Genomic DNA, 12,521 nt, shown 5'->3' with positions numbered 1-12,521 from the left:
ACCGCCCATCCCTGCGGTCCAGGGCCGTCTCCCGCGGCCGCCGTGCCGTCGTCCCCCAGGCGGCGCATCTTCCCCGGGTCGCCGACGTCGTCGACCTCTCTCCCCCGCGCCGTGACCGGCGCAGCTCACCCGGAGGCTCATCGTGAGTGCACCAACCCCGTCCGCCGGCGCCGCCACCCAGAGCGCCGATCGCGGTGCGTTCCGCGGCCGCACCGCCTTCATCTTCGCGGCGATCGGCTCCGCCGTCGGCCTCGGCAACATCTGGCGCTTCCCCGCGGTCGCCTACGAGAACGGCGGCGGAGCGTTCATCCTGCCGTATCTCGTCGCGCTGCTGACCGCGGGCATCCCGCTGCTCTTCCTCGACTATGCGATCGGGCATCGCTGGCGCGGCTCCGCCCCCGCCGCCTGGCGCCGCTTCCGCCGCTGGACCGAGTTCATCGGCTGGTGGCAGGTGCTGATCGCCCTGATCATCGCCCTGTACTACGCGCTGATCCTGGCGTGGGCGACGAACTACACCATCTTCTCCCTCGACCAGCGCTGGGACGCCCACCCCGAGGGGGCGGCCGGCTTCTTCGGCGAGTACACCCAGGCCCTCGGCGGGGCCGACGTGGCGATCTCCTTCGACTACGTCCCCGCAGTGCTGATCTCCATGCTGGTGGTGTGGATCGCGGTGATCGTGGTGATGGCGCTCGGCGTGCAGAAGGGCATCTCCGCCGCCTCGGTCGTCTTCATCCCTCTGCTGATCATCATGTTCATCATCCTGGTGGTGCGCTCGCTGTTCCTGCCCGGCGCGGTCGACGGCCTGGACGCCTTCTTCCGCCCGAACTGGGCCGCGCTCGCCGATCCGGGCGTGTGGATCGCCGCCTACGGGCAGATCTTCTTCTCGCTCTCGGTGGCGTTCGGCATCATGCTCACCTACTCCTCCTACCTGAAGAAGAAGACCGACCTCACCGGCTCCGGCCTGGTGGTCGGGTTCGCGAACTCGAGCTTCGAGATCCTGTGCGGCATCGGCGTGTTCTCGGCGCTGGGCTTCATGGCGCAGGCCCAGGGCGTCGCGGTCGACGAGGTGGTCGTCGCCGGTGTGGGCCTGGCGTTCATCGCCTTCCCGACGATCATCTCCGAGGCCCCGGCCGGCGCGCTGATCGGCGTGCTGTTCTTCGGCTCGCTGGTGCTGGCGGGCTTCACCTCGCTGATCTCGATCGTGGAGGTCGTGATCGCCGCGGTCCAGGACAAGTTCGGCCTCGCCCGCGTGTCCTCGACCCTGCTGGTGTGCGTGCCGATCGCGGTGGTCTCCACGATCCTGTTCTCGACCACGATGGGGCTGCCGCTGCTGGACGTGATGGACAAGTGGGCCAACGAGTACGGCATCGTCGCGGCGGCGCTGGTCTCCTCGCTGATCGTCGCCTTCGTGGTCCGCGGCATGCCGACCCTCCGCGACCACCTGAACTTCCGCGGCTCCTTCCACATCGGCCGCTGGTGGTACCTGTGCGTGGCGATCATCGCCCCGCTCGTGCTCGGCGTCTCGCTGATCATCAGCACGATCAGCCTGCTCTCGGCCGACGGCACCTATGAGGGCTATCCGGGCTGGTTCGTGCTGACCTTCGGCTGGCTGATGGCGATCGGCCTGGTCGTGGTCGCGGTGATCCTCTCGCTGATCCCGTGGCCGGCCGGCTCCAACCTGTACAAGGACGATTCCGACGGCGACCCGATCGCCCCCGAGGTCGTCTCCGGCAAGGGCCTGGTGACCACGCCCGAGGCGACCACGCCGCACGAGCTGCGCTCCGCCGGACTCTGAGGTGCGAGGTGCCGGGCGGCGATCCGCCCGGCACCTCGTCCCCGGCGAGCTGCACTCGGCTCCCCCCCCCCGCACCACCGCTCGACCCGTCTTTCGCCGGCACCGCGCCGGCCCGCACGACTCACCGCCGGTCCCGCGCCGGCCCGTTCCCCAGGAGGGATCATGTCCGTCCCCGCCATCGTCATGATGATCGTCGCGATCGTCACCGTCTGGGGCGGCCTCGTCGCCGCCGTCGTCAACCTCCGCAGCCACCCCGAGGCGCCCGAGGAGGACTGAGCCTCACCCCCGGGATCCGTGCCCCGCGCCTCGGATCCCGTCGTGGCCCACGAGCATCCCGTCTGAGCTGTCGCAATGGTGACCCCATAGCGACAGCTCAGACGGGATGCCTCTGGGTAACCCCGGTCCTCCGAGGCCACGGCGACCGGGGCCGGGTACGGGCTCAGACGAGGCCGGAGATCCTCGCGCCGAGCGGGAAGGCGGCGACGACGAGCGCCGCGCTCACCAGCAGCACCACGAGGTCCAGCGCCGAGACGCGCAGGTAGGCCAGGCGCAGCGAGCGTCCGGCGGGGTTCGAGGCACCGTAGGTGAAGCCGCGCGTCTCGAGCGCCTCGACCGTCGTGCGCACGTTCTTGGCGGTGTTGAGCATGATCGGGTAGAACGCGGTGACGGCGAGGACGCACCACTGCCACACCACCCGCCAGCCCAGCAGGCCCGGCCTGTCCACCGGAGCGTGGCGCAGGCGCTGTCCCTCGAACACGGTCACGTACTCGTCCACAAGGATCGGCAGCATCCGGTAGCCGTAGCTGACACCGAAGGCGAGCAGCTCGGGGGCGTGGAACCACAGCAGCGCGTCGGAGAGCTTCTCCGGGTCCAGGGACACGAACGCGGCCATCGAGGCCATGGAGACGGCGCCGAGCTTGAGGTTCAGCTCGGCGAGCGCGACGAGGGTGTCGAGGTTCCCGCCGAACAGGAACGACGCCGCGAACAGGCCGATCACGTTGCCGAGCAGGCCGATGAGGAACAGCCCCAGCACCAGCGGCCCCACCCGGGCGAGGGCCACGGAGACGACGCCGAGCGCGAACAGCACCAGCAGCACGCCGGTGTCATGGGTGAGCCAGGGCGCGATCGCCATCAGCAGGTACCAGGCCAGCACGATCCGCGGATCCATCCTCGAGAACAGCCCGCCGCGGGTGGAGTACGCGGTGCGCAGCAGCTCGAGCCGGATCCAGTCGACGCTGAGCACGTCGTGGGTCTTGCGCGCCATCAGCGCACCTCCTTCGCGGTGGGGCCGACGGGGACGGCCGACAGGTCCGGCTCCGCGGGTGCAGACGGCGGTGCGGGCGCGGCTGGCGGGCCGGACTCGCGAGCGGCTCCGGCGGGCTCCGGCAGCCATTGCCGCAGCTCGGCCGCGGTCAGCGGCAGAGGATCCAGGCCCAGCTCGAGCGCGATGCGCGCGGCCTGCGGCGGGACCAGCCGGGTGCGGGCGGTGAGCTCGGGGCGGGAGAAGAGCTCGCGCGGGGTGACGTCGGCGAGCATCTTCCCCTGGTCGAGCACGAGGACGCGGCTCGCCCAGGTGGCGACGAGCTCCATGTCGTGGGTGGCGACGACGGCGCAGCGCACGGTCTCTGCGAGCGCGGCGAGCATGGCGGTGACGTCGTCGCGGGAGCGGATGTCGAGGCTCGAGGTCGGCTCGTCCAGGAGCAGCAGCGAGGGCCTCATGGCCAGGCCGATGCCGAGCGTCGCGCGGCGCTGCTGGCCGCCGGAGAGGGAGCGTCCGTCGCGGTCCGCGAGGGCGGAGAGTCCCACGTCCTCGATGATCCTCTCGACGATCGCCTCCGCGTCGGGCACCTTCCGCCCGCGCGGGAACAGGGCGATGTCCTCGCGCACGGTGTCCTTGAGGAACATCTGCTGGGGGTGCTGGTAGAGGTAGGAGACGTGGTCGGCCATCTTCGCGGCCGAGCGAGTGCGAGTGTCGATCCCGTCGACCGTGACGGTGCCCGCGCGCGGCACGATCAGGCCGGTCAGCAGCTTCATCAGCGTGGTCTTGCCGGCGCCGTTGGTGCCGACCAGCGCCACGCGCTCCCCCGCCCGGAGGTCGAGGTCGAGGTCGTCGAGCACGGTGGAGAGGTCGCCGGCGACGGAGCGGTAGCCGTGGCGGACCCCGCGCAGCGCGGCGACGACCTCGGCGGGCGCTGCGGACCCGTCGGCCGGTCGGTCGGCCGCAGCGTGCGCAGCAGCATCGGCGGCCCCGTCACGGGTCGGCGGTCGGCCGGGCCCGCCGGCGGCAGGCGCGTTTCCAGGGACGGCCTTCCCTGCCGGCCGCTCTCTCACCACCGGCCGCAGGGCCGCGGCGGCGGAGGGGACGTCGAGCGCGACCGGGCGCGCACCGACCGCGGAGGAGAGCGCGACCGCGTCCGGGGCGGGAACGCCGTGGGCGGCGAGGTCCGCGTGGCGGTCCATCGCCTCCTGGACGGGCAGGTGCCAGACGGGCGCGCCGTCGGCCATCAGCACCACGGTGCGGGCGAACTCCGCGATGAACTCGGCGTGGTGCTCGATGGTGATCACGGTGACGCCGTCGCGCTCGTTGAGCTCGCGCAGCCGCAGGTAGATCTCGCGGGCCCGGGCCGGATCGAGCTCGGCGACGGGTTCGTCGACGACGATCACCTCGGGGCGCAGGGCGAGCACCGCGGCGAGGGCCACGAGATGGGACTGGCCGCCGGAGAGCTGCCACACGAACTGGTCGCGCAGATGGGCGATGCCGAGATGCTCGAGGGCCTCGTCGGTGCGCTCGCGGTAGTCGGCGTGGCCGAAGTTGAGCGGGCCGAAGGCGACCTCGTCGCGGACCGTCGGCCGCACCAGCTGGTTCTGGAAGTCCTGGTAGACGTAGCCGACGCGGCTGGAGAGCTCCGCGACGGACGAGTCCCAGGTGTCGACCCCGTCCACGTGCACGCTTCCGGCGAAGTCGCCGTTCCAGTAGTGCGGGACCAGGCCGTTGAAGGTCTTGCACAGGGTGGTCTTGGCGGAGCCGTTGCCCCCGACCACCGCCACGAAGTCGCCGCGCTCGATGGTGAGGTCGACGTTGCGCAGGGTGTCGCGGTCGGTGCCCGGGTAGCGGAAGGACAGGTCCTTCACGCGGATCACGGGCTCCGCCCTCCCGTCGCCGGCGGGTGCCGGGGCGGGGGCGGTGGTCGGGGGAACGGTCTGCATCAGGGTCTCCGGGTTCTGGGGTCGTCGCTCAGGCGCGGTCCGCGGTCTCCCGCGAGGACTGCGCGCGGCGGAAGAGCAGGAACGCGATCCCCAGGACCACGGCGATCGCGAGCACGGAGACGAGGAGGAACCAGTCGCCGAACCGGTCGATGAAGTCCGGTTCGAAGGCGCCGGCGGAGATGTCGAACGCCTCGAGGAAGGCGAAGCCGAAGCTCGCCACTCCGAGCAGCACCGCGAAGCCGACGAAGGTGCCGGAGATCCGGGCCTGGCCGGGGATCGGCTCGCCGGGGACGCGGGGGCGCATGCCCATCAGCGGCTCGATCTTCCCGTGCAGCGCCGGGATCAGCCACATCGCGGGGATCGCGCCGAGCAGGATGCCGGACATCAGCACGTCCACGCCGAGGCCGAGGAGCTCGAGCGCCAGCATCGACTCGGGCAGGCCCTCGACGAACTCCGCGTCCTCCACGCCGATCCACACCTTGGAGAGGTCCACGATCGCGGAGAGGATCTTGTCCACGAGCACCAGCACGATCGCGCCGAGCGCGATCTGCCCCCTGGAGCGGGGGTTGCGGATCAGGGAGCCGGCGATGAACACGGCGAGGAACATCTGCAGGTAGCCCTCGACCTCGGCGAGGCCCGAGAAGTCACCCATCAGCAGGTCGGTGAACACGATCTCGCCGAGCGGGGCTCCGAGCGCGGCCCAGAACGGGGAGAACAGCGCCGCGATCGTCAGCGGCACGAACACCATGTAGGACACGGAGATGTCGACGGGGCCGATCGAGGGGTCCGGGATGATCTCCAGGATGATGTTCGACAGGCCGAACAGCGACATCGACAGCACGAAGATCATGAGCTTCTGCGAGGTGGACAGCTGGGCGCTGCGCACCCCGTCGATGGTGCCGCGGAGGGCGCCGCGGCGCTCGTCCTCGGCAGGACGGGGAGGGTTCTGGGTGGTCACGGGGGTCTCCTTCGAGTGGTTCGGGGCGAGCTGGACGGACTGCGGCCGGGGAAGCGGGTCGCAGGGAGGGTCGGCGAGGGGACGGGGGACGACGGTGCCGCGCGGGCACCGGGATCAGGGGGTGGTGCTGCGCGCTTCCGCCGCGGGCGACGGACGCGCGGCCTCGCGCAGGCGCTCGACGAGCAGCTCGATGAGCGCGTCCGGGGAGTCGAGGAGGTGGTCGGCGAGACCCTTCGCGAGCGCCTCCTCGAGCGACTCGTCGGAGTCCTTGCCGCCGCGCAGCAGGCAGACGGTGCCGATGCCGGCGTCCTTGCCGCCGCGGCCGTCGTTGACGGTCTTGTCGCCGACGTAGACGACATCGGCGGGGTCGGTCTCGAGCCCCGCGAGCGCGGCCTCGAAGATCTCGCGGCCGGGCTTGCGCACCCCGATCTCGTCGGAGTACGCGGAGGGGCCGAGGTCGGCGAGCACGCCGTAGCGGGCGAGGATCTCGCGCACGCCGCGGCCGGAGATCGTGTTGGAGACGATGCCGACGACGATGCCCTGCTCGCGGCACCAGCGGATCAGCTCGAGCGCGCCGGGGCGGGGTGCGGGCAGGGACTTCGCGCGGTGCAGGGCGAGGGAGAGCTGCGCGCCGTCCAGGCGCAGCGCAGCGCGCAGCGGCTCGGGCAGCCCCTCCCCCACGAGGTCGCCCCACAGCACGGCCGGGTCGATCTCGTCGTGGCGGTGCGCGGGGTCGGCGGCGGTGTCGAGGTCACGGGCGTCCAGGGCGCGGCCGTCGCGGGCGCGCTTGCGGGCGCGGTGCCGCTCCCAGCCGTCGGCCACGGCACGCGCGGCGGTGGGGAGGTCGATCGGGTGGCCGATGCGCTCGGAGAGCTCGACGATCAGCGCGCCGACCTCCTCGTTCCGGGAGGGCTTCGGGGTGGACAGCGTGATCACGCCGCCGTGGTCCAGGAGCACGGCGGGTCGCCCGCGGCGCGGGGCGGTGGGTGCGGCACCGGCCGAGGCGACCGACGGCGGCGCTGCGGCCGACGGGCCGCCGCCGGACGGGTCCGTACCCGGCGCGGTCGCCCTCGTCGGCCCGCCGGCCGCGCCGCGCTCGGACGCCGCGGAATCGAGCGCGGCGCGCAGCGGGACGATCAGCCCCTCCGGGGTCTCGAGCACGAGGTCGGGAGCCTCGGCGATGCGGAACGGCGGGGTGTCGGTGCGTCGGTCGCGGGTGATCACCACGGCGCCGACCCCGGCGCGGCGCCCGGCGACCACGTCGCGGTCGAGGGTGTCGCCGACGTACCAGGTCTGCTGCGGAGCGACGCCGAGCCCCTCCGCGGCCCGTCGGATCATGCCCGGGTGGGGCTTGCGGATCCCGACCTCGTCGGAATACACCTGCACGCCGAAGAAGCGGTCCAGTCCCAGGTCGGCGAGGATCGCGCGGTGCGCCCGGCCGGAGTGGGCGTTGGAGACGATCCCGAGCGGGAGGCGGCGCGTGGCGCATTCGGCGAGCAGCTCGTCGATGCCCGGGCGCTGGTGGTGCTCGGAGACCATCGTCGCCATCGTCGCGAGCAGCTCTCCGGCGTCGAGGGCGAGGGTGCGTCGCACCGGGTCCGGGAGGTCGGCGAGCAGGAAGTCGCCGACTATCTCGGCCGGGGCCAGCTCACGCGGGGCGAGGCGGCGGGAGGCGGCGTTCTTCCACATCGACAGGGCTGTGCGGCCCGCGCGCAGCGACTCCGCGACCGCCGCCGGATCGAGCCGGGCGCCGAGCGTCGCGGACCGGGCGACGACGGCCTCGGCGAGCTCCTGCGCCCAGGTCACGCGAGGGACAGTCGTGACGACCACGCCGCCGAAGTCCAGCAGCAGCGCCGCGGGGGCGGGCAGCGCCGGGACCCCGTCGCCGATGGGCAGCAGGACGGACGAGGCGGGATCGAGGGTGCGGGGCGCAGTGGTCACGGAGGTCCTTCGACGGGGAGGAGCGGGGCGGCGCAGGGCCGATGACCTCGACGCTAGGCGGCATCGGGGCGCACCCCGTGAACGGAAGGTGAACCCGTCGGCACGCCTTCGGGTCCGGGACTGAAAACCTTCAGACCCGCCGGTCAGCACCGCACTCGGCACTGCTAGACCGGTGTCGTGACCACTTCCGGGAAGCGCCCGAGCCTGGCCGACGTGGCGCGTGCGGCCGGGGTCTCCTCCGCCGCCGCGTCGATGGCGCTGAACGACCGCCCCGGCATCGCGCCGACGACCCGCCGGCGCGTGCGGGAGGCCGCGCGAGGTCTCGGCTACGGACGACGGAGGCGGGCGACGACGCTGTTCGGGGTGCTCCCCACGGACCTCGGGAACCCGTACCACACCGACGTCATCGCCGGGATCGAGGAGAGCGCCGAGATGCTCGGGGCGGGGGTCGTGATCGCCCACGGGAGGCGGGACACCGCGCACATGGAGCGGCAGCTGCAGCGCCTGCTGGACCTCGAGGTGGACGGGATCATCGCGGTGACCACGTGGCTGCCGCCGGAGGCGCTCGAGCAGGCGGCGCGCTCGGTGCCGGTGGTGGTGATCGGGCGGATGCAGGACCCGGTGCCGGGCACGGATGCGGTGATCACCGACGACACCGCCGGGGCCGCGCTCGCGGTGCGGCATCTCGTCACGGCCGGGCACCGTCGCCTCGCGCACGTGACCCTCTCCTCCCGGCCCGGACCCGCCGCGCGGCGCACCGGCTTCCTCGCCGAGACGGCGCGGCTCGGGCTCGCCGACGCGGTCGCTGCGATCGGCCCGGACTCGGCCGACGACGGCATCGACCTGCTGCTGCGCGAGCTGCGACGCGGCGCCGAGGACGCCCCGACGGCGGTGTTCGCCGCGAACGACATCGCCGCGGTGCGGGTGCTGCACCGCGCCGCCGATCTCGGGGTGGCGGTGCCGGAGCGGCTGAGCGTGGTGGGCTACGACTCCTCCGCCGTCGCACTCACCGTCCGGCCGCACCTGACCAGCGTGAACCAGCCCCGACCGGAGATGGGGCGGATCGCGGCGCGGATGCTGCAGGAGCGGCGCGAGGGCCGACGCACGGACTCCCGCAGCATCGCCGAGCCCGTGCTGCGCATCCGCGACTCCACCGGCCCCGGACCCGCCTCCCCATGAGTGTCGAGCACTGGCGCGTGGCGTGCCGCTATGCCTCTATAGGCGCATCGGCACACCACGCGCCGGTACCTGACCATCGCCGCGACGCCGTCGCGAACGAGCCGAATGTGACGTGTGCCCGCTCGGTTCGCGCAGGCCTGGGCTGTCGGGTACTCTGATCATCGCTCTTCACGAGCGCTGGAGGATTCGCCTAGCGGCCTATGGCGCACGCCTGGAACGCGTGTTGGGTTAACGCCCTCGGGGGTTCAAATCCCCCATCCTCCGCCGGAGAAAGACCCCTGATCAGCGAGTTCGCTCGCCGGGCAGGGGTCTTTCGGCATATGCGGCCGCCGTGGTCGCTCGGCCCGGGCACCGGCGGCCCTGCCCCTTCCCCCGCTCGTGGAACGCTCTCCCCTGGCGACTTGCCCGGATATCCTGCACACCAGCGGCGCGGTGGCAGTGCGGCGGCGGAGGCGAGGGGAACCAGATGTCGAACGCAGGATGGGGCGGCCCGGGAGACGGGGCCGGCCAGCACGGACAGGGGCCGGGCGGTCCCCAGGACGGCTCCGGGCATCCGAGCGGACCGCAGAACTCCCCCGGTCAGGGCGGCGCCGGTCAGCCGCAGAACACACCACCGTGGGCCCAGCCTCCGCATCAGTCGGCTCCCGGCCCGCAGCAGCCCGCCGCCTCGCCGTCGGGCGGCGCGCCCCAGGGCCCGTGGCAGTCGCCGCAGTGGCAGCAGCCGCCGTCGCAGCCGTCCCAGGGCCCCGGCTACGGGCAGGGCCCCGGCGTGCAGCCTCCCGCCCCGCACCAGAAGCGGCCGTGGGGGCTGATCGCGGTCGCGGCGAGCTGCATCGCGGCGATGATCCTCGTGGTCGGCGGAGGGATCGGGTTCCTCGTGCTCCGCCGCGGCGACCCGGAGCCCGTCGCCGGCGACCCCACGACGACGTCGGACTCCGTCGAGCCGAGCGATTCGGAGGCCTCCTCCAGCGACGAGGAGTCTGCCTCCGCCGAGGAGACCCCGACGACCGAGGCGTCCGACTACTCCGAGTTCAAGGTGCTGGGACTCGGGGAGTTCCCCGAGGCCACGCCCGAGGAGCTCCTGGGCGTCATGCAGGACAACCCCCTCACCGAGGGCGGCCTGCCGGACGTGGGCGAGTGCGAGCTGCCTGCCACCCCGACCTCGCCGTCGCAGGAGCAGCTCCAGGCCGTGCTCGATGCGGCCTCGGGGTGCCTGAACCAGGTGTGGTCGGTCGCGAGCTCCGACCGCGGGCTGCCCTGGACCGCGCCCGACGTGGTGGTCTACACCTGGCCGGACGTCCCCTCGTCCTCCAGCTGCGAGGCGGACACCTTCGCCGAGGACTTCCCGCGCATGTGCAACCTCGACTCCACGATCTACTGGCCCGTGGGCTACGGCACCGCGACGGACTTCGAGGACGAGGCGCACGTGCCCGGCGCCTACCTGTGGGACCTCGCCTACATGTACTCCAACGCCGCCAGCTGGAACAGCACGCTGGTGTTCTACCAGGGCGAACTGCGCAACCAGTACGAGGACACCGACCCGGAGGCGTTCGACGACGCCTGGCGCCGCAACTCGCTGCAGTGGATCTGCTGGGCCTCGGCCGCGTCGATGCAGGTCCCCCGCGCCGCACAGCCCAGCCAGGAGCTGCGGGACGCGCTCGGCTCGCCCGACGCCTGGGAGGCTGGGGAGCCGCCGAACGACATCACGCCGGAGACCCGGGCGCGCTGGATCTCGGCGGGCTTCGACTCGGGCGGCGACCTCGCGAAGTGCAACACCTGGACGGCGGAGACCGAGACGGTCTCCTGAGCGGACGGCTCGGCCACGGCGCCGGGCGTCCGGCGGAGGAGCCGCCGACCACCGGGCCCTGAGGGAAGGAGGACGATGAGCGATCAGCGCGGCGAGGCCGGGACCGGCTCCCCGGCGGATCCCGACCTCGAGGGCACCGTCCGAGGCACGCCCTCGGAATGGGCACCGACCGATCACCGCCCTGGCGACGCCGAGGGGGCCGGACCGGTCGGCTCCGGCGAGGACCTGCCCGAGGACGACACCGTGCTGCGCGAGGCACCACCCCGGGAGGCCGACGGGAACGCGCTGGTCCACGAGGTCCCGCTCTCGGACTCCGACGACGACACCGTGGTGCGCCGTCCCGGAGGCGGCCTGTTCGACCCCTCCCCCGGCGGCAGGCCCTTCCTGCCCGACACCGGCCCGATCCAGCGCTTCGACCAGCGGCCCCGCTTCGAATACCCCGCCGCGTCGACCGCCACGCCGTCGGCCGCGCGATCGACCGGCACGCCGCCGCCCGTCGCGCAGCCGCAGGGCTCGACCTCGCAGGGAGCGCAGCCGGCCGACGGGAGTCCGTCGGCCTCCTCCCCCACCCCGCCCGGCGCCCCGCCAGGCATCGACGCGACCGGTACGCGCCGGCGCGGACTGCTGGTGCCGGCGATCGCCTTCGGCTGCGCGATGCTCCTGCTGCTGGGAGTGGGCGGCGGCTTGACTGCGGTGTGGCTCGGCAACCGCGACAGCGACCCCGACCCCGTCGCGGAGTCCTCGAGCAGCTCCGCCCAGGCCGAGCCCGGCGTCTGGCAGCCGCTCGAGGAGGGGCAGCAGCCCACCGGCACCGCCGACGACCTCGAGCAGGTCCTCGCCGAGAACCCGCTGCAGGAGGCAACGCTGCAGGCCCCCACCGACTGCGAGCTGCCGCCGACCGACGGCGGCGCACTCGCATCGGAGGAGCTGACCGGCTATCTCGAGATCGGGGCTGACTGCCTCGAGTCCAGCTGGGGCGAGGCGCTCGGCGCGGTCGGGGTCGAGTTCACCGGTCCCGACGTCGTCGTCTACACCGTCGATGCGCTGCTCGAGGACTCGGCCTGCGATCCGGCACGCTTCTCCGAGGCGACGCCCGTCGTGTGCCAGGCCGACAACACGCTGTACTGGCCCGCGGCCTGGGATCCCGGCTTCTCGAACACCGCCGCGGAGGAGGTGCCGCAGCTGTACATGTGGCACCTCTCCTACTCCTACGCGCTGTTCGCGATGAGCGCCGCCTCGCTGGACGACTACTTCGGGACGCTGCTGATCTCCCTGGCCGACGAGCCGGAGCGCGCCGAGGAGTTCCAGCGCCGGTACGACCTGCAAGTCTCGTGCCTCGCCTCCGCGGCCGTCTACCGGATGCCCGAGGGGATCCGTCCCGCCGGCAGGGTGGAGAGCTTCGTGACCTCGGTCGACGCACAGGCCGCGCCCGCGACCGCCGGGGAGCCGAGCCCCGAGGCCCGTGCGGTGTGGGTGGGGCAGGGAAAGGGCAGCGAGGGCGTGCTGCGCAGCTGCGACACCTGGTCCGCCGCGCCCGACGCCGTCGCCTGAGTCGACCGGCCGGCGCGCCGCCGCTGCGGCGCAGGATCCGTGGCCGTGCACAGTGCGGGCCGGGGCTTCGGGGCCGAGTGCGG

The 12,521-nt window shown here is 73.0% G+C and carries 9 protein-coding genes and 1 tRNA gene; 6 read left to right on the top strand and 4 right to left on the bottom strand.

Annotated elements, in window-relative coordinates; genetic code table 11:
* Nucleotides 1–142: 142 nt before the first annotated feature.
* A complete protein-coding gene (locus RBL05_RS11860; RefSeq protein WP_308739296.1) occupies nucleotides 143–1,795 on the top strand; it encodes a sodium-dependent transporter in 1,653 nt (550 codons plus the stop codon).
* A gap of 162 nt (nucleotides 1,796–1,957) precedes the next feature.
* Nucleotides 1,958–2,071 carry a methionine/alanine import family NSS transporter small subunit gene (locus RBL05_RS11855; RefSeq protein ID WP_082358729.1) on the top strand — a complete coding sequence of 38 codons (114 nt, stop codon included), beginning with the start codon at nucleotides 1,958–1,960 and terminating at the stop codon, nucleotides 2,069–2,071.
* Nucleotides 2,072–2,234: 163 nt separating this feature from the next.
* Here RBL05_RS11855 and RBL05_RS11850 read toward each other — a convergent pair whose 3' ends face one another.
* The 4 genes from RBL05_RS11850 to RBL05_RS11835 form a co-directional block, all read right to left on the bottom strand.
* Nucleotides 2,235–3,059 carry an energy-coupling factor transporter transmembrane component T family protein gene (locus RBL05_RS11850; protein ID WP_308739297.1) on the bottom strand — a complete coding sequence of 275 codons (825 nt, stop codon included), beginning with the start codon at nucleotides 3,057–3,059 and terminating at the stop codon, nucleotides 2,235–2,237.
* On the bottom strand, nucleotides 3,059–5,002 hold the full coding sequence (locus RBL05_RS11845; RefSeq protein ID WP_308739298.1) for an ABC transporter ATP-binding protein: 1,944 nt from the start codon (nucleotides 5,000–5,002) through the stop codon (nucleotides 3,059–3,061). The genes RBL05_RS11850 and RBL05_RS11845 overlap by 1 nt, the downstream gene beginning before the upstream one ends.
* Nucleotides 5,003–5,030: 28 nt before the next feature.
* On the bottom strand, nucleotides 5,031–5,960 hold the full coding sequence (locus RBL05_RS11840; RefSeq protein ID WP_308739299.1) for a cell division protein FtsQ: 930 nt from the start codon (nucleotides 5,958–5,960) through the stop codon (nucleotides 5,031–5,033).
* Between the two features lie 114 nt (nucleotides 5,961–6,074).
* Entirely contained in the window at nucleotides 6,075–7,901 is a 1,827-nt protein-coding gene (locus RBL05_RS11835; protein WP_308739300.1) for an HAD family hydrolase, read from the bottom strand.
* A gap of 177 nt (nucleotides 7,902–8,078) precedes the next feature.
* On the opposite strand from RBL05_RS11835, the gene RBL05_RS11830 reads away from it, so the two are divergent.
* From RBL05_RS11830 to RBL05_RS11815, 4 genes are all read left to right on the top strand, one after another.
* Nucleotides 8,079–9,080 (top strand): LacI family DNA-binding transcriptional regulator, encoded by a 1,002-nt coding sequence (locus tag RBL05_RS11830; RefSeq protein ID WP_308739301.1) that lies wholly within the window; start codon nucleotides 8,079–8,081, stop codon nucleotides 9,078–9,080.
* Nucleotides 9,081–9,259: 179 nt separating this feature from the next.
* A tRNA-Ser gene (locus RBL05_RS11825) sits at nucleotides 9,260–9,344 on the top strand.
* Between the two features lie 202 nt (nucleotides 9,345–9,546).
* Nucleotides 9,547–10,887 carry a hypothetical protein gene (locus tag RBL05_RS11820; RefSeq protein WP_308739302.1) on the top strand — a complete coding sequence of 447 codons (1,341 nt, stop codon included), beginning with the start codon at nucleotides 9,547–9,549 and terminating at the stop codon, nucleotides 10,885–10,887.
* 75 nt (nucleotides 10,888–10,962) lie between these two features.
* A complete protein-coding gene (locus RBL05_RS11815) occupies nucleotides 10,963–12,438 on the top strand; it encodes a hypothetical protein (protein WP_308739303.1) in 1,476 nt (491 codons plus the stop codon).
* Nucleotides 12,439–12,521 lie beyond the last annotated feature (83 nt).

The sequence above is a fragment of the Brachybacterium sp. GU-2 genome (assembly GCF_030866705.2).
Classification (GTDB): Bacteria; Actinomycetota; Actinomycetes; order Actinomycetales; family Dermabacteraceae; genus Brachybacterium; species Brachybacterium conglomeratum.
Note: the sequence above shows the minus strand (reverse complement) of the source record. Positions and strands in the feature narration are given on the sequence as shown.

Bases quoted from the DNA above. Each gene is read 5' to 3' on its own strand.
- RBL05_RS11855 (WP_082358729.1), top strand. From the start codon at position 1,958: ATGTCCGTCCCCGCCATCGTCATGATGATCGTCGCGATCGTCACCGTC.
- RBL05_RS11850 (WP_308739297.1), bottom strand. From the start codon at position 3,059: ATGGCGCGCAAGACCCACGACGTGCTCAGCGTCGACTGGATCCGGCTC.
- RBL05_RS11845 (WP_308739298.1), bottom strand. From the start codon at position 5,002: ATGCAGACCGTTCCCCCGACCACCGCCCCCGCCCCGGCACCCGCCGGC.
- RBL05_RS11820 (WP_308739302.1), top strand. From the start codon at position 9,547: ATGTCGAACGCAGGATGGGGCGGCCCGGGAGACGGGGCCGGCCAGCAC.
- RBL05_RS11815 (WP_308739303.1), top strand. From the start codon at position 10,963: ATGAGCGATCAGCGCGGCGAGGCCGGGACCGGCTCCCCGGCGGATCCC.